We start from the raw sequence: 15,961 nt of genomic DNA, 5'->3' as shown, positions 1-15,961 counted from the left end.
GGGCGGCCGGGGAGTCGCGGAAGAGGTCGGGAAGTCGCGCCTCAGACCAGCGTGACCAGCGACTTGGCGATGCCGTTGCGCTGGATCTCGGAGGTTCCGGTCAGGACGCGGAACATCCGCATCTTGCGGAACAGGTACTCGATCTCGTTGCCCTGGGTGAGCCCGTCCTTGCCGTGGATCTGCACCGCCTGGTCGAGGATGCGGAAGGCGGACTCGGCGACGAAGAGCTTGCACATGAAGGCCTCAGCCCGGACGTCCGCGCCGCTGTCCAGGGCCACGAGAGCGGCGTACGTCATCGAACGGGCGGCATAGAGGTCGGTCGCCATGTCGGCCAGCTTGTGCTGGATGGACTGGAGTGCCATGAGAGGCCGGCCGCCGGCAGCCGTGCGGGTCAGCGCCCGGTCGCGGGTCAGCTGCAGTGCCCGGCGGGCCGCACCGATGGCGGTGGGGCAGTGCAGCAGCCGGTTGCTCGTCACCCGGCCCAACGCGATCTTCAGCCCTTGGCCCTCCTCGCCCAGCAGGTTGGCGGCCGGGACCCGGCAGTCCGACAGGATGATGTCGCTCTCGATGTGTTCGCCGGACATCGGCGTGGCACCCTCCACCACGCTGCATCCGGGGCTGTCCAGGTCGACCAGGAACGCCGAGAAGGAGTCCTCGGTACCGGCCGTCCTGGCCACCACGATCGAGAAGTCGGCGAACGGCCCGGCCGAACTGAACACCTTGTGTCCGGTCAGCCGGTATCCGTCCCCGTCCTTTACGGCGGTGGTCGTCATGGACCGGACGTCGGAGCCGGCTTCTGCCTCGGTGAGGGAGAAGCAGCACGCCCGCTCTCCGCGTACGAGGGGCAGCAGATAGGTGGTGAGCTGGTGCTGCGTGGCGTGCTTGAGGATGTCCCCCGCCCGCAGCGGTCCGCCCATGTCGCCGAGCACGGAGTGCCCCAGGACCCGGCCGCAGGCGCCGATCTCCTCCTTGAGGGCGGCGAGCCGGACGTTGCTGAGGGCCTGGCCGCCGTACTCCTCCGGCAGGTGGATGCCGTAGAAGCCGAGCTCGCGGCTGCGCCGCCAGACCGGTTCCAGGTCGGCCCGGGTGAGCCGCGACTCACGCGTGATGCCGCGGTCCCGCTCGTAGTCGGCCAGTTCGCCGTCGAGATAGTCGCGCAGGCGGTCGACGAGGCCGGCGAGGTATGGGTCCTCGTGGGTGGGACGGAACGAGAAGGTCATGAGAGGTCTCTCCTGAGGGTCTGTCAGTGCACGCGCCGGTCAGCGTCGGCCCAGAAGGGCTCGCGCACGGCCTTGCGGTCGAGCTTGCCGTTGCGGTTGTGAGGGAGTGCGGACACGAAATCGACGGAGCGCGGCTTCTTGAAGCGGTCGAGCCGGGCGGCACAGAAGTCGGCCAGCTCCTGTTCGGTGACGTGCTCGCCCGGGCGGGTCACGACGACGGCCTTGACCGCCTCTCCCCACTTCTCGTCGGGCACACCGACGACGCAGGCCTCCTGTACGGCGGGGTGTTCGTAGAGGGCGGTCTCCACCTCGGTGCTGTAGATGTTGAAGCCGCCGGAAATGATCATGTCCTTCTTGCGGTCGACGAGGAACAGATAGCCGTCCTCACGCATCCAGGCCAGGTCACCGGTGTGCACCCAGCCGTCGCGGAAGGTCTGTGCCGACAGCTCCGGTGCGTGCCAGTACTCACGCACGCAGTCGGGACCGCGCACGATGATCTCCCCGACCTCACGCGGGGGCAGTTCGTCCCCTCGCTCGTCCACGACACGGACCTCGGAGTCGTAAGCGGCGCGCCCGCACGACCGGAGGAGCTCGGCGTCCTCGTCCACCGCCCGCCGGATGTCCGCGCTCGACAGGCCGGCCACCACGCTGGTGGTCTCCGCCAGTCCGTACCCCTGTGCCACGACAGGCCCGAACAGGGCGACGGCCTCGCGCAACCGCTGGGGGGACACCGGGGCCCCGCCGATACGGACGCTCGTGAGGCTCGACAGGTCGCGTTCCGTGGCCCCCGGATGGGCCAGCACCATGTTGAGCATGGCGGGGACGAGGAAGGTGGCTGTGATCCGCTCCCGCTCGACGGCGTCGAGGAAGGCCTCGGCGCTCCACGTCGGCAGGACATGCGTGGTCGCGCCACCGAAGACACCCGCGAGCAGCACCATGCCCGTGGCGTGCGTGATGGGTCCGCAGGCCAGATAGCGGGTTTCGGGGCCGGGCCGGGACTCCTCGCTCATGAGGGTCTTGCGCATGTTGGCGAGACGGTTGCCGAAGGTCTGCACCGCCGCCTTCAGGGCGCCGGTCGAGCCCGAGGTGAAGTTGAGTACGGCGGGATCGTGTTCAGCGGTCTCGACCGCGACGGCACTGTCGTCCCCTTCGGCCACCAGACGGGCGTACGGGACGACTTCCGGGCCCGTGGCAGGCGACTCGCCCGTGTCGTCGAGCTGCACCGGAAGGCAGCCGGTGCCGGCCGCCTCCACTGCGGCCAGGGCGTCGGCCCGGTGCGCCGCGTCGAAGACCAGGACCCGGACGGGCGCGTCGCGCAGGATGTGCTCGATCTCGGCGCGGCCGAGCCGGGCGTTCACGGGCACTCGGATCAACCCCGCCTTGTACAGGGCGAACTCGACCTCCACGAGCTCGGCGCGGTTCCACGCGAGCGAGGCCACGGCGTCGCCGGGGCGCAGTCCCTGCCCGAGCAGCGCCGAGGCGAGGCGGTTGGTGGCGGTCTCCAGACGGTCGTACGACCAGGTCTGATCCCCGCACACCAGGGCGGGGTGGGCGGGCCGGTGGCGGGCGCTGCGGGTGAGGTACGTACCGAGATTCATGGGGCGGCTCCTGAGACCCGACACGCGAGGGTGAGCGGGGGAGGGACGAGAAAGTCGAGGAGTTGCAAATTTTCGGACAGTCTGTTCAGTAACAGGGTGACTGTCAAGGCTTCCGTACACTGAGCTGTCGCCCCCACTGCGGGGGCCCGGGCGCGGCGAGGGAAAGAGGGACGGCGTTGGCCGAGGACAGGCGCATCCGCAAGACGCGCAAGGCATTGCGTGACGCCTTGGTGGAACTCGTGCTCGACCGGGGGTTCACCGCCCTGAGCGTCGAGGACATCACCCAGCGGGCGGACGTGGCCCGCGCGACCTTCTACAGTCACTTCCGCGACAAGGACGAGCTCTTCGCCCGGGTCGCCGCGGACCTCCTGGCCGAACTCGACACCCGGCTGCGTCCGGCGGTGCAGGACAGTGCGGTCGGCTTCACCGGTAAACCGATCCTGCAGATGCTGCGCCACGCGCAGGACGAGCGTGACCTCTACCGGATCGTGCTCCGGGGGGAGGGTGACGGCAAACCGCTGCGGATGTTCACGGACGCCTGTGCGCGTGTCGCGGCACAGGAGTTCCGGGGCCGTTCGGAGCGCAACGCCGTCGAGCCGAGGATCGATTCCGACGTCCTGGCCAGGGCCTGGGTGGGTGAGCAGGTCGGCGTGCTGCAGTGGTGGGTGGAACACGACGTGCCGCCCATGCCGGCCGAGGAGGTCGTGCGCATGCTGCTCGACCTCGCCCTGCGTGGCCGCTACTGGGCCACGGGCTTCGACGCGCCTGTCTGAGGGGCGGCGGCGGGCGACCCTGCGGCTTCGAGGCGCAGGGCGTCCCGCTCCGGCCTGACCGTCGCGATCGCCAGCAGGCCGCACACCGCCATGACGCCCGCGGACAGCAGGAAGGCCTCGGTGTAACCGGCCGCCTCGGTGGCCGCGTTGTCGACGAGGTGACCGGTCAGATAGGGAACGAACAGTCCTGGCAGGGTTCCCGAAGCGGCCACGATGCCGAAGACCGCGCCGCGGCGTCCGTCGGGCACGACCGCCGCTGTGGTGACGTAGTGCAGCGGCAGGGCGACCGCGTGGCAGCCGAACGCCACCGCGATCAGCAGGAGCTGGACGGGCCTGGCGCCGGCGAGGGGCAGCAGGGCCATCGCCAGACCCGCGACCAGGACCGCCGCGCCCTGGGGGATCCCGTCCGCGTGCCGGCTGGAGACGCCCCTGCGCTTGAGGCGGTCGACGTACGCGGGTACGGACAGCAGCAGGATCAGGCTCACCGCCGACACCCCGCTGACGACGCTGGAGGCGCCCGTGGCGGTCATGTCCATCTGCGTCTGCAGGTAGACCGGAAGCCACGCGCTCGACAGGGCCAGCGCCCAGTGGGACCCGAAGGCGCTCAGGATGCCGCCCGTCACGGTGCCGTTGGTCAGCAGGGCGCGCAGAGGCGGACCCGCCACGGGTGCCGGGCGGCCCGCGTCCTTGGACGGCCGGCGCTCGCCGCCGAACGGTCCGTCATGTCCCACGAAGGGCCAGACCAGGCACCAGGCCGCGCTGACGAACATGAGCGCCAGGAAGGCGGACCGCCAGCCGTGGTCGACGATGAGCCAGGTCAGCAGGGGCGCCGAGACAGCGGTCCCGAGCGCGGCTCCGCCGATCTGCAGCGCGGACGGAAGGCCGCGCCTGCCCGCGGGAAACCACTTGTACAGCGCGTGCATGGACATGGAGGCGGCAGGCCCCTCGGCCATGCCGAGCAGGACGCGTCCTGCGATGAGTGAGGGCACGGCGGCCACCACCAGGACCGGGAGCTGGGCGACCGCCCAGAGTGCAGCCATCACCAGAAGCAGGGCGCGGCTGGAGACCCTCGCCGAGAAGAAGCCGACGACGAGCCCGGAGAGACTGAAGAGCAGGTAGAAGGAGCTGGAGATCAGTCCGTAGGTGCTCTTGCCTATGTCGAGCTCCTCCATCAGCGGCACCGCGGCGAGACCGAGGACGGCCTTGTCGGCGTAGCTGATCATCATGAAGACCACGATCATCGCCAGGATCAGCCAGGCTTTGCGGCCCGTGCGTGGCGGTGTGTGCTCGGGCCGTACCGAGGATTCGGCGGGTGCGGCTTCGGTGGATCGAGGCACCACGAGTCTCCCTTGCTGCGTAACCGAACAACATGTCCATTAACATGTCGTTGGTTCGGCAACGTAAACGTCTCACACCAGAAGGTCAACGGTTCTCGCAAGGTGGCCGCGCGGTCGCACGGCAGGGGGCCACTCCTGAATCCGGACCGCTTCGTCATCGAACCGGGTGTCGGTACGGAGGACGGACGCGCGGAATCCGCTCGGAGGGCGGGCCGTGGGGAGCAGGAGGAGACGAGGGCGAGGCCGCCGATGCGGCGAGCCCCGGGCGGGTCGGTGAGGCCGGGCCGTGGGCCGAGACCCGTTCACCGCCCGCCCGTGGGCGAGCCCGTGGCGGGGGGCCTGGGGGGCCTGCGAACCCGTGCCCGAAGGCCGGCCCGGCCCGGACCGCGGCACCCCGCCGGGCCGGGGCGGGGCGATCGACACGCCCTGCCGTCGTCCGGTCCGTCACACTGAAGGGGCCGGAGCGGGGGGAACCGGGCCGGCGTGGATGGGGTCAGCCGTGCTGAAGGGGGAGAGGGCGATCGAGGATCTGCGAGCAGGGCCGCCCGGTCGGCGGCCATGGTCGGGATCCTCGAACGCGTACGCGGTGTGCCGAGGTCGCCCTCGCGGTATCAGCCCTTCGCGTGCTGCTGGAGGGAAGCCGTCAGGAGATGGGAGTCGAGCAGGGAGATGTCCGCCGTCCGGTCGGCGCGTGCGTAGCCGGCCAGCATGCGCTTGGTGAGGACGAGCGCTTCGGGCGAGCGCCGGAGCAGGGGTCTCGTCCAGGCGTCGACGACCGCGTCGAGCCGGTCAAGGGGGGCGATCCTGTGCAGTAGGCCGAGGCGCTGAGCGGCCTCCGCGTCGAACACGTCGCAGGTGAGCATGAGTTCACGGATCCTGGCGGCGCCGGCCTCCGAGACCAGGCGGCCCATCGCGCCGCCCCAGGCGGGCGGGAGGCCGATGCCGACCTCCGGCATACGGAAGCGGCTGGTGTCCGCGCCGGCGCGGAGGTCGCAGAAGGAGGCGAGCGCGAGTCCCGCGCCGATGACGCGCCCGTGCAGGCGGGCGATGGTGACCGCGTGGGTGTTCTCCAGGGACTGGCACAGGCGCTGGGCACGGTCCGCGATGCGCCGCAGTCCGGCGCCGGTCGGATCGGCGGCCAGAGCCTCCTGGTATTCACCGCGGTCCGCGCCCAGACAGAAGTCCTCGCCTCGCGAGGACAGGGTCAGGACGCGGATGTCCGGTCTCTCGTGCAGGTCGTCGAGCAGGGTGGCCAGGTCGTCGAGGGCGGCTGCGTCGAGTGTGTCCGCCCCCTCCCAGGGGTTGAGGCGCACATGGAGCACGGGTCCGTCCTGCTCGACGAGTATCGCCTTGGGGGAGGGGCGGGTGTGCGTGCGAGCGGGGAAGCGGGTGGAGATCGGTTCGGTCATGCGAGTGCTACATCCAGGTTCAGAAGGCGCCGGAACGCCACGCGGGGCGCCATCGACGGGGGGCGTACGAGGGTGAGACGGGGAACGCGGCGGATCAGCCGGCGAAGAAGGGTCTGTGCCTCGAGGCGGGCCAGCGGTGCGCCGAGGCAGTAGTGGATGCCTCCGCTGAAGGCGAGGTGGCCGGGGGCACGTTCCGGGTCGAAGCGGTCGGGGTCGAGGTGCCTCGCCGGGTCCCGGTGCGCCGCGCCGACCATGAGGTGGACCATCTCGTCGCGGCGGATCTCGTGTCCCCGGAGGATGAGGTCCTCGGAGGCGACCCTGCTGATGACGTGGGTCGGCGGGTCGTAGCGCAGGGTCTCCTCGACGAACCCCGGCACGAGATCGGGGTTGTCGGCGACCTGGTCCCAGCGTTCCGGAGTCTCGACGAGCCGGAGCGTCATCGTCGAGAGCAGGGTCGCGGTGGTCTCCAGGGCGGCCAGCAGGACGAACAGGACGAGGAAGTAGACCCCCTCGTCCGCCTTGTCCTGGTCGGGCTCGATCGCGTCCCAGGTCCGGATCCACCCGGTGACGGGATCGTCCCCGGGGTGGGAGCGGCGATACCGGACCAGCTCCATGAAGTAGGTGCGGAGCTCAGCCGTGGCGGCGTCGGACAGGGCGAGCTGGCTGGCCGAGGGGAGCAGCTCCTGGGTGAACACCTGATCATGAGTCAGCTGACGTAGCCGGGGCCAGTCCGCCTGGGGCAGCCCGAGCCAGTCTCCGATGGTGGCAACCGGCAGTTCCTCGCAGACCAGGGCCGCGAAGTCCGCCTCGCCGGTGCGTATTCGTTCCGAGAAGGAGTCGAGGAGCCGATCCGCCGTCCGGCTGACGTTCCTGCCGATCCGCTCCACGGTGGCCCGGTCGAAGGTGCCCGCGGCGCGCCGGACCCTCGTGTGGTCGGGCGGGTTGAGGGCGGCCAGGGTGTTGCTCATCTCGCGTGACGACGGTGCGTTCCACCGCGTACCCGCCCCCTGGCGCTCTCGCCAGCGTTTGTCGGGCTCCAGCCAGTCACGGCTGCGCAGGACCTGGTCGCAGGCGGCGAAACCGGTGACGACCGAGCCGCCCCAAGGAGCGGGCACGACCTCTCCTCTCGAGAGGAGTTCGGCATAGATCGGGAAGGGGTCGGCCTGCCCTCCCGCCGTCCGGAGACGGGAGAAGAGGGAGGCAGACGCCCGACGGTCGTACGACGGAGTTGTGGTAACCCCCATGATGGCGGCTCCTTTCTGAGAACCAGCCGCCATGCATACCCACATGATCGTTAAAGCATCCACTACCCCTGGGTACACGGGAGGTTACTTAGATCACTCTCGCCTCACTCGCCCCGTGTCCAGGCCAGGAAGCGGCTGAACAGGCCTCCCTTGGGCTGCGTGGAGGCGGAGGGCGCCGGACGCGACGGCCCTGCGGAGGAGGGCGCCGAGGCACCCGCCTGCTGCTGGTAGCCCTGACTCCCGCGCGGGGCGGCGGACTCGGCGGCCGAGGGGACCGTCCGCGGGGTGAAGCGGATCGGCAGGGTCACCAGCGAACGGCTCCACGGACTGGGGGCCCAGGTGAGCGCCTTGAACGGGACGCGCATCTCGACGTCGGGCAGCCGGTTCAGGAGCGCTTCCACCGCCGTCACCGCGATCATGAACGCCGGGTCCTTGGCCGGGCAGGCGTGCGGGCCGGCCCCGAAGGCCAGATGGGCCTTGGCGCTGAGCTGCTCGCGGTGCTCGGTCAGCTTGGGGTCGGTGTTGGCCGCGGCGAAGGAGATCAGGACCGGGTCGTTCGCCTGGATCACCCGGCCGCCCAGCTCGACGTCGTGGGTCGGGTAGTGGGCCGCGTAGTTGGCGATCGGCGCGTAGTTCCACAGGGTCTGCGACACCGCGTCCTCGACCGGCAGGCCGCTCTGCCACTCCTCACCGAGGTACAGGGCGCTGCTGGTGCCGATGGCCGCCGTCAGCGGCGCGGTGCCGCCGGAGAGCAGGGTGACCAGCTGGTGCAGCACCTCCTCGTCGCTGAGCTGGGCGGCGTGCTCCATCAGGCGGGTCGTCAGGTCGGCGGCAGGCTGGCGCCGCTTGAGGGCGATCAGTTCGGTGAGCGCCCCGCCCAGCACCTCGTCGGCCCCGGGGGTCCCGTCGAAGATGCCGCTGATCCCGGCGATCACCCGGTCGCCGATCTCGGGAGGGCAGCCGAACAGGTCGCTGAAGACCAGCAGCGGCAGCGGCTGGGCGTACTCCGCCATGAGTTCCGCCTGACCGCGCGGCTCCGAACTGAACCGGCTGATCAGGTAGTTGGCGGACTGCTGGGTCTGCCGGATGAGCTGGTGCTCGTTGACGGTGGCGAGACTGTCCGTGACGGCCTGGCGCAGCCGGGCATGGGCGGCGCCGTCACTGAACAGCGCGTTGGGACGGTAACCCATCATGGGCAGCGCGGGGCTGTCCGCCGGGACCCGCCCCTCGTTCAGGGCCTTCCACCGGCGCGAGTCGCGGACGAAGGAGGTCGGGTTCTGCAGCACGTACAGCGCGGCGTCGTAGCTGGTGACGAGTTCGGCCTGGACATCGGGGGCGATGTCCACGGGCGCGCTCAGGCCGTACGCGCGCAGCTGCGCGTAGTGGCCGTCGGGGTCCGCTCCGAAGGACGGGCCGTAGAGCTGGACGTTCCCGTGCGCGGGGCAGCCGGGGGGTATCTCCTGCGGGTCAAGTGGCTGTTGCATTCCTGCGCTCCTAGCCGAGTAGGGACATGAGGTGTTTCACGAGGGTGATGAGGGCCTGCGCCGAGGAGCTCTCGTCGCGTACGTCGCACTTCACGACCGGGGTCTCCGCGGTGAGGTTCAGTGCCTCGCGCACCTCGTCGAGCGGGTAGTCCGTCGTGCCTTCGAAGTGGTTGACGGCGATGGCGTACGTCAGGCCGAAGCGCTCGACCAGGTCCAGTACGGGGAAGGACTCGTGCAGCCGTTCCGGGTCGACGAGGACGAGCGCGCCCAGGGCCCCCCGGGAGAGCTCCTCCCACATCTCCTTGAAACGCTCCTGCCCGGGCGTTCCGAAGAGGTAGAGGACCAGCGAGTCGCTGAGAGTGAGGCGGCCGAAGTCCATGGCCACGGTGGTGGTCTTCTTGTCGGGGACCCCCGACAGGTCATCGAAGCCGACACTGGCCTCGGTGATCTCCTCCTCGGTCCGCAGCGGCTCGATCTCCGAGAGACTGCCGATGCAGGTGGTCTTGCCGACCCCGAAGTGCCCCACTATGAGGATCTTCACCGCGTGGGAGACATCTGGATCCAGGTACACGCGTTTACGCTCCGAATCGATTCTTCAGGCCTTCGAGCACGGCGCTGACCAGTTCTCTGTCGACACGTTCGGCGCGGGGGATGGGCCGTCTCACGAGAATGAGTCCGTCCTCCTCCAACTGCGCCAGCAGGATGCGGACGATGCCCAGGGGCAGGTGCGTGTGCCCGGCGACTTCGGCCACGGACAGGAAGCCGTTGGCGACCAGGTCCATGACCTGGTCGGCTTCCGGTGACAGGGTGCGCCCCACGACCGGCCCGTCCTGTGCCGCCGCCGTCACGAGCGTCGTGTGCTCGTACTCGTGGTCCGGGGGAAGCGCACGGCCGTTCGTGATCACGAAGAGCGGGACTAACGGGGCCGTCAGCTCCAGCTCGGGATCCTGCTCGGGGCCGTCAGGCATCGCCTGCGCCCTCCCCTCGTGTCGAGGACGCGGTCAGTCTCGGTACCACCTCGTGCAGACGCGTGGTGAACTCCTCGATGTCGCAGTCGTGCTCCGCGGCGGCGGCGAGGAACGAGCCGGTACCGGCGGCCATCAGGAAGATCCAGCCGTGCTGGAACTCGATGACGGTCTGACGCCACTCGGCGTCCTCCAGGACCCCGGCGAACTGGGAGGTGACCCGGCTGTAGGCATGTATCCCGGTCATGGCGGCGGAGATCGTGTCGGCGAGGTCCCTGCTCATCCCCTTGGTCGCCCCGCGGGGAAGGCCGTCCGCCCCCAGCAGCACCGCATGGCGCGCGCCCTTGACCTCGGATATGACCTCGTCGAGCTCGGCCAGGACGAATCCCGCGTCGCTCGCGCTCTCCCGCCGGGGCGAGGTCCCGCGCGCACCACCGGCGTCCTCGGAACGGACGCGCGGAGGAGAGGTGAGGTTGTTGCCCAGCCGCGCGACGAGACGGTGCATCCGGAAGGAGATCTGCTGCATGTCCACGTCGGGGGCGGCAGCGGCGGCCAGATAGGCGCCCTGGCCCGCCCCGATCAGGAAGCTCCACCCGTGGGAGAACTCGATGATGGTCTGGTTCCACTGCCGGTCCTCCTCCGGTCCGGCGAAGTGGGCCGTGGCGCGGCTGAGCGACTGCATCCCGGCCATGGCGGCGGAGATGGTACGCACTTCCTTCTCGGCCAGGCCCTCCGTCGCCCCGCGGGGAAGGCCGTCCGCGGACAGCAGGACGGCGTGCCGTGCACGGGGCACGTTGTGCACGATGTCCTCGAGCATCCACGACAGGTCTGCGGTCATGCGTCTTCGGACCCTTCGAGCGAGGTGGCGTCAAGGTTGCGGCCGGAGAGCGTGCCGCGCTGGAAGGCGCCCAGGCTGCGCCCGGAGGCCCGGCCCGTCTCCTGCGGGCTCCGCGTCGCCGGCGGGGCGTTGTCGGGGGCGGGGTCGGGAACGCTCGCGATGGGCGCCTGGCGCGCTCCCCGCTTGGGAAGCCCGTGCATCGTGCGCGACGTCGACGTCTGGGGCCGGCTCTCGGCGCTCTGGGGACGGCTCTCGGCCGAACGCCTGATGTTGCTGACGGGGGCCTCCTGGGCGGGCGGGATCTCCTCCATGGTCCACAGCTCCTCGGGCAAGAGGACGACGGCCCGGACGCCGCCGTACCGGGAGACTCCGGTGACATCCACCTTGAAACCGTGCTGGCGCGCGATGAGTCCGACGACCGGGAAGCCGAACTTCGGCTGGGTGCCGAGCTGGGAAAGCCGGGGGGCGACCTCACCCGAGAGCAGCGCGGTCGCCCGCTGCCGGTCCTCGTCGTTCATGCTCACACCGGCGTCGTCGATGACGATGCACAGGTTGTTCTGCACGCGCTGGAACGTCACCTCGATCGGAGCGTCGTGCTGGGAGAAGCTGGCAGCGTTGTCAAGCAGCTCCGCCACGGCGAGCGCGACCGGTGCGACGGCCGACGCCTTCAGCGCGAGTCCGGTCTGCTGCATGATGGCGACCCGGTGGAAGTTACGGATCTGACCCTGCGCGCTGCGCACCACGTCGTAGACGCTGGCGGGCCTGTTGCGGCGGCCGAGGGGCGCACCGCACATCACGGCGATGCCCTGCGCCTTGCGCGCCATCTGGGCGTTGGCGTGGTTGACGTCCAGCAGCTCGCTCAGGACGGCGTGATTGCCGTACTTGCGCTGGATGCCGTCCAGGAGGGTCGTCTGCTCGGCGGCCAGACTCTGCAGGAAGCTGGCCGCACCCTTGAGGACGGCCTTGGTGTTCTCCTCGGCGGCTTCCTTCGCCTCGCGGAGCGTGTTGTCCTGCTCGTTCCGGAAGTGCTGCAGCTCGGCGCGCGATGCGTGAAGCAGGCTGTCCGCCGCGAGTAGCTGTCGCCTCAGGTCGGCCTCGGTCTGCTGCTTCTTCGCCCCCAGGGCTCTGTTGCGGGCGACGAGTGCCACGACTGCGGCGACGGCTATCGCCGCCAGCGCAACCAGACACCAGACAAGTGCGTCTCGATTCATGGAAACCTTTCCCGGCGCATGGCATGCGGACGGCGGCGGATACACCTCGCGAAGGACCCGCGGCACGGCCGCTCGGCACTGTTCACCTGCTGTTACGCGGAGAGCAGGCCGCCGATCGGAAATCATTTTCTGCGTCAAGTGGATCAAGATCACAGATGCCGGGATGCTATCACCGGATCTACGTTCGAAGGACTCGCGTCATGGCCGCGCAGACGGCCAACACGGCCTCCGCCGCGTCAGGTTGACTTGCCCTTTCGCCTCCACCGCAGTCGCCCCTGGAAGCCGCTCGAAGCGGATACATCAACGGGTCCTTCACAAGAGGAGTGACAATCTCTCACATCCATCTGAGGCCCCGTCAACCGGACCCCCGCCGGGAGTCCCGCTCGGGGTCCGGTCCGTGGGCGGAGCGCCTCCGGCCGGTGGTGCGGAGGCCCTCCCGGTCTTCACGGGGGGCGTCACGCGCGTTCATGTCCTGGCTACCTGTGCATGGCACCCTGACGCCGAACGGACAACGCCACGCCGACGTGTTCCGTCCCATGCCGCCTGCCCGGAAACCCTGAGCGTCCAGCGGCCCCCTGCGCGGCGTCGCAGGGTGGGGGGGACGGTCGTACGCCCGGCCCCCTCGCCTCCGGGTGCCGGCCGCGGCACAGGCCTGCGGCTCCGGTGGTCGCGCCGGAGCAGTCAGTCGCGGCCTCCCCGTGCGACCCGCGCAGGTCCCCCACCCCCGCCCGGTGCGCAGGAGGCAACCCCTGCGAGGGAGCGGGGCGGCCCAGCCGTCAGCGCTCCCCGAGGCGCCGGATCTCGGCGGCGATCAGCTCCGGGTCCTCCTCGGCCATGAAGTGGCCGCACGAGACCGTGCGGTGCCGCAGGTCATCGGCCCACGCGCTCCACAGCCCCTGGGCGTCGTACCCCAGCGCCGCGCCCCAGTCCTGCTGGAGAACGGTGACCGGCATGGCGAGCCGGTGGCCCGCCGCGCGGTCGGCGGTGTCGTGCTCCACGTCCACACCGGCGGAGGCACGGTAATCGGCGACGATCGAGGGCACGGCCGCCGCCGAGGCGTCGAGGTAGTGGCGGCGGACCTCGGCGGTCATGGCGCCGGGGGCGCCGGTCCAGGCATCGAGGAAGTGGGCGAAGAACGTCTCGGCCGACGCCTGGATCATCTCCTCCGGCAGACCGGGGGCCTGCGCCATCAGATACAGGTGGAAGCCGACCGCACCGGAGACGCCGCCCAGGGCGTCCCACATGTCGAGGGTCGGCAGGACGTCCAGGAAGAGCGCCCGGGAGACCGCGTCGGGATGGTCCATGGCCGCGCGGAAGGCGACGAGCGCCCCACGGTCGTGGCCGGCCAGGGTGAAGCGGTCGTGCCCCAGCTCGGAGGCGAGGCGGACGACGTCCCGGGCCATGGTCCGCTTCGCATAGGTCTCGGGGCCCGCTTCGGCGGGCTTGTCACTGGCTCCGTAGCCCCGCAGATCGGGACAGATGACGGTGTGGTCCGCGGCGAGATCGGCGGCCACGTGCCGCCACATCAGATGGGTCTGCGGGAAACCGTGCACCAGGACGAGCGGGCTGCCGCTGCCGCCGACGGCGGCGTGCAGCGTCACGTCGTCGTCGACCCGCACGCGGTGCTCGGTGAAACCGGGGATGCTCAGGTGTGTCACTGCGACTCCTGTGATGCGTGGCAGAGTGGACGTTCCGGGCCTCACGGTCCGGCCGTCCGGGGACGGCACCCACCCTGCGGGCCTCGGATCAGCGATCGATGAGTGAAGACGCGGCACCTCAGGCGACGGCGCCGCCCACGAAGGGACCGTGCCGTGGGCGTGGAGTTCGGACTGCTGGGACCGGTGGGCGCCTGGGACTCCGAGGGCGCACCGCTCCCGCTCGGAGCCCCCCGCAACCGTGAGGTGCTCGGACGGCTGCTGATCGCCCGCAACCGGGTGGTGCCCGTAGGCCGCCTCGTCACGGATCTGTGGGGCGACGAACCCCCTGCCGGCGCGGTGGGCGCGGTGCGCACCTTCGTGGCGGCGCTGCGCCGCGCACTGGAACCCGGCCGCCCTCCCCGCCAGCCGTCCCGGCTCCTGGTCACCGACGGCCCCGGCTACGTCCTGCGCGCCGGGCGGGAGGCGGTGGACGCCTGGAGGTTCGAGGACACCACCGCGCGGGCCGAGAAGGCGCCCCCGCACGAGGCGGTCGCCCTGTGGGACGAGGCGCTCGTCCGATGGCGGGGACCTGTGCTGGCGGACTTCCCCCGAGCGGCGTGGGCCGCTGCCGAACAGGCCCGGCTGGAGGCCCTGCGCCTCGACGCCGTGGAGCGGCGTGCCGACGCCCTGCTGGCGACGGGCGCCGCCCGCGACGCCGTCGCCGATCTGCGCGCCCATGTCGCCGCGCACCCGGGGCGGGAGGACGGCTGGGTCCTGCTGGCGACCGCACTGGACCGGTCCGGCCGTCGCGGTGAGGCCCTGGAGAGCCTGCGTCAGGCCCGCACTGCCCTGACCGGCGGCCACGGCCCGGGCTCCGCACTCGCCCGGGTGGAAGCGCGGATCCTCAGCGGCGCACCTGGCTCCGTGACCGAGCGCGCCGGCGTGGCGGACGGCGTCTGGGACCGGGCGTCGGCCGCCTGGGAGCGGTCGGTACCCGCCAGGTCCCGGGCCAGGCTGCACGCCACCGCCGGCCTCCTGCGGGACCTGGCCGTGACCGGCGCCGGCGGCCTGGAGGAGGCGCGCGAGCACCGGCGGGACCTGGTCGCCGCCGCCGAGGCGACGGGCGACGACGAGCTGACGGCGAGGATCATCGGCGCCTACGACGTGCCCGCGCTGTGGACCAGGGCCGACGACCCGGAGGACGCCGGTGAGCTGTCCCGGGCCGCCGCCCGGGCCGCCGCGCGGCTCGGCCCCGAAGGCCCGCCCACGCTGCGCGCCCGGCTGCTCTCGGTCGTCGCGGTCGAGTCACGCGGCGACGCCGCCGCCGACGCGCCGCTTCCCCGTGCGGCGGACTCGCCCACTGCCGAACCATGGCGACTGCGCGCCGAGCGCGCCGCCGAGGAAGCCGTCCGGATCGCCCGGGGCCTCGCCGACCCCGCCCTGCTCGCTTTCGCCCTCAACGGTGCCTTCATGCAGTCGTTCGGCTCCTGCGGATCGGCCGCACGCCGTGCGGAGCTCGGCGGAGAACTGGCCCGGCTGGCCGCGGCCCACCAGCTTTCCGGCCACGAGGTCCTGGGCCGGCTGATCCGTCTCCAGGCCTGCGCCGGGCTCGGCGACCTGGACGCGGCCGATGCCGAGGCCGCGGAGATCGACCGCCTGGCGCACCGCAACGAACGCCCGCTCGCGGTGGTGTTCACGTCCTGGTACCAGGCCCTGCGGATCTGCGAGACACACGGCTGGGCGGCGGCCCGCCCCCGGTACGAGCGGTTGCTCGGGACGACGGCGAACCACGGCATGCCCGGCCTCACCGGGGGACTGGCCGCCCTCGTCGCGCTGGTCCCCGTCATGCGGGGCGAGGCCCTGCCGGACCCCGGGGACTTCAGCGGCCTCGACACCGGACCGTACCGGCCGTGGCTCGCCCCCCTGCTGCTGGCCGCGTCGGGCGCCACGGAGCAGGCCCGCCGAGCGCTCGCCGTCGTGCCCCGCCCTCCGCACGACCTCCTCCAGGAGGCGCTGTGGTGCGTACTGGCCCGGGCCGCGGCTGCCGTGGGCCACGTGCCGGTCCTGCGCCGCGCCCGCGACGCACTCGCCGCAGCTGGAGGCGAGGCGGCCGGCGCCGGGAGCGGACTCGTCTCGTTCGGCCCGGTCGCGGACCACATCCGGGCCGCCGACAGCGCCCTCCGGAACCCCGGCGGGCCGGGCGGCCACGTCGGGGCGCGCTGAGACCGGTCAGGACTGCGAGAAG

The 15,961-nt window shown here is 71.3% G+C and carries 13 protein-coding genes; 2 read left to right on the top strand and 11 right to left on the bottom strand.

From position 1 onward, the window contains the following. Positions 1 to 41 precede the first annotated feature (41 nt). Together ACFY8O_RS17080 and ACFY8O_RS17075 are read right to left on the bottom strand one after the other, a co-directional pair. The gene (locus ACFY8O_RS17080) at positions 42 to 1,220 is read right to left on the bottom strand and encodes an acyl-CoA dehydrogenase family protein (RefSeq protein WP_387902992.1); all 1,179 of its coding nucleotides are present in this window, start codon (positions 1,218 to 1,220) and stop codon (positions 42 to 44) included. Between the two features lie 23 nt (positions 1,221 to 1,243). Further along, positions 1,244 to 2,818 carry a class I adenylate-forming enzyme family protein gene (locus ACFY8O_RS17075; protein WP_387902989.1) on the bottom strand — a complete coding sequence of 525 codons (1,575 nt, stop codon included), beginning with the start codon at positions 2,816 to 2,818 and terminating at the stop codon, positions 1,244 to 1,246. 176 nt (positions 2,819 to 2,994) lie between these two features. Here ACFY8O_RS17075 and ACFY8O_RS17070 point away from each other — a divergent pair, with 176 nt between their 5' ends. After that, entirely contained in the window at positions 2,995 to 3,591 is a 597-nt protein-coding gene (locus ACFY8O_RS17070) for a TetR/AcrR family transcriptional regulator (protein WP_387902986.1), read from the top strand. On the opposite strand, the gene ACFY8O_RS17065 is transcribed toward ACFY8O_RS17070, so the two are convergent. The 9 genes from ACFY8O_RS17065 to ACFY8O_RS17025 form a co-directional block, all read right to left on the bottom strand. After that, positions 3,558 to 4,931: an MFS transporter gene (locus tag ACFY8O_RS17065; RefSeq protein WP_387902983.1), complete on the bottom strand. Its 1,374-nt coding sequence runs from the start codon at positions 4,929 to 4,931 to the stop codon at positions 3,558 to 3,560. The genes ACFY8O_RS17070 and ACFY8O_RS17065 overlap by 34 nt on opposite strands. Positions 4,932 to 5,539: 608 nt before the next feature. Further along, the gene (locus tag ACFY8O_RS17060; protein ID WP_387902981.1) at positions 5,540 to 6,337 is read right to left on the bottom strand and encodes an enoyl-CoA hydratase/isomerase family protein; all 798 of its coding nucleotides are present in this window, start codon (positions 6,335 to 6,337) and stop codon (positions 5,540 to 5,542) included. Continuing rightward, positions 6,334 to 7,581, bottom strand: a complete 1,248-nt coding sequence (locus tag ACFY8O_RS17055; RefSeq protein WP_387902979.1) for a cytochrome P450 — start codon at positions 7,579 to 7,581, stop codon at positions 6,334 to 6,336. The genes ACFY8O_RS17060 and ACFY8O_RS17055 overlap by 4 nt, the downstream gene beginning before the upstream one ends. A gap of 104 nt (positions 7,582 to 7,685) precedes the next feature. Next, positions 7,686 to 9,065: a cytochrome P450 gene (locus tag ACFY8O_RS17050; RefSeq protein ID WP_387902976.1), complete on the bottom strand. Its 1,380-nt coding sequence runs from the start codon at positions 9,063 to 9,065 to the stop codon at positions 7,686 to 7,688. A gap of 10 nt (positions 9,066 to 9,075) precedes the next feature. After that, positions 9,076 to 9,636, bottom strand: a complete 561-nt coding sequence (locus tag ACFY8O_RS17045) for a GTP-binding protein (RefSeq protein WP_145807330.1) — start codon at positions 9,634 to 9,636, stop codon at positions 9,076 to 9,078. Positions 9,637 to 9,640: 4 nt separating this feature from the next. Continuing rightward, positions 9,641 to 10,033, bottom strand: a complete 393-nt coding sequence (locus ACFY8O_RS17040; RefSeq protein WP_145807328.1) for a DUF742 domain-containing protein — start codon at positions 10,031 to 10,033, stop codon at positions 9,641 to 9,643. Next, positions 10,026 to 10,868, bottom strand: coding sequence for a roadblock/LC7 domain-containing protein (locus ACFY8O_RS17035; protein WP_387902972.1), 843 nt, complete (start codon positions 10,866 to 10,868; stop codon positions 10,026 to 10,028). The genes ACFY8O_RS17040 and ACFY8O_RS17035 overlap by 8 nt, the downstream gene beginning before the upstream one ends. Then, positions 10,865 to 12,079: an ATP-binding protein gene (locus ACFY8O_RS17030; protein WP_145807326.1), complete on the bottom strand. Its 1,215-nt coding sequence runs from the start codon at positions 12,077 to 12,079 to the stop codon at positions 10,865 to 10,867. Before ACFY8O_RS17030 ends, ACFY8O_RS17035 begins: the two co-directional genes overlap by 4 nt. 776 nt (positions 12,080 to 12,855) lie before the next feature. After that, entirely contained in the window at positions 12,856 to 13,737 is an 882-nt protein-coding gene (locus ACFY8O_RS17025) for an alpha/beta fold hydrolase (RefSeq protein WP_387902970.1), read from the bottom strand. Between the two features lie 153 nt (positions 13,738 to 13,890). On the opposite strand from ACFY8O_RS17025, the gene ACFY8O_RS17020 reads away from it, so the two are divergent. After that, the gene (locus ACFY8O_RS17020; RefSeq protein WP_387902967.1) at positions 13,891 to 15,939 is read left to right on the top strand and encodes an AfsR/SARP family transcriptional regulator; all 2,049 of its coding nucleotides are present in this window, start codon (positions 13,891 to 13,893) and stop codon (positions 15,937 to 15,939) included. Positions 15,940 to 15,961: the final 22 nt, after the last annotated feature.

The organism is Streptomyces argenteolus (genome assembly GCF_042902585.1).
Classification (GTDB): domain Bacteria; phylum Actinomycetota; class Actinomycetes; order Streptomycetales; family Streptomycetaceae; genus Streptomyces; species Streptomyces argenteolus.
This window is presented reverse-complemented; position numbering and strand designations above follow the sequence as displayed.

Bases quoted from the DNA above. Each gene is read 5' to 3' on its own strand.
- ACFY8O_RS17055 (WP_387902979.1), bottom strand. From the start codon at position 7,581: ATGGGGGTTACCACAACTCCGTCGTACGACCGTCGGGCGTCTGCCTCC.
- ACFY8O_RS17035 (WP_387902972.1), bottom strand. From the start codon at position 10,868: ATGACCGCAGACCTGTCGTGGATGCTCGAGGACATCGTGCACAACGTG.
- ACFY8O_RS17050 (WP_387902976.1), bottom strand. From the start codon at position 9,065: ATGCAACAGCCACTTGACCCGCAGGAGATACCCCCCGGCTGCCCCGCG.
- ACFY8O_RS17080 (WP_387902992.1), bottom strand. From the start codon at position 1,220: ATGACCTTCTCGTTCCGTCCCACCCACGAGGACCCATACCTCGCCGGC.
- ACFY8O_RS17075 (WP_387902989.1), bottom strand. From the start codon at position 2,818: ATGAATCTCGGTACGTACCTCACCCGCAGCGCCCGCCACCGGCCCGCC.
- ACFY8O_RS17030 (WP_145807326.1), bottom strand. From the start codon at position 12,079: ATGAATCGAGACGCACTTGTCTGGTGTCTGGTTGCGCTGGCGGCGATA.
- ACFY8O_RS17060 (WP_387902981.1), bottom strand. From the start codon at position 6,337: ATGACCGAACCGATCTCCACCCGCTTCCCCGCTCGCACGCACACCCGC.
- ACFY8O_RS17040 (WP_145807328.1), bottom strand. From the start codon at position 10,033: ATGCCTGACGGCCCCGAGCAGGATCCCGAGCTGGAGCTGACGGCCCCG.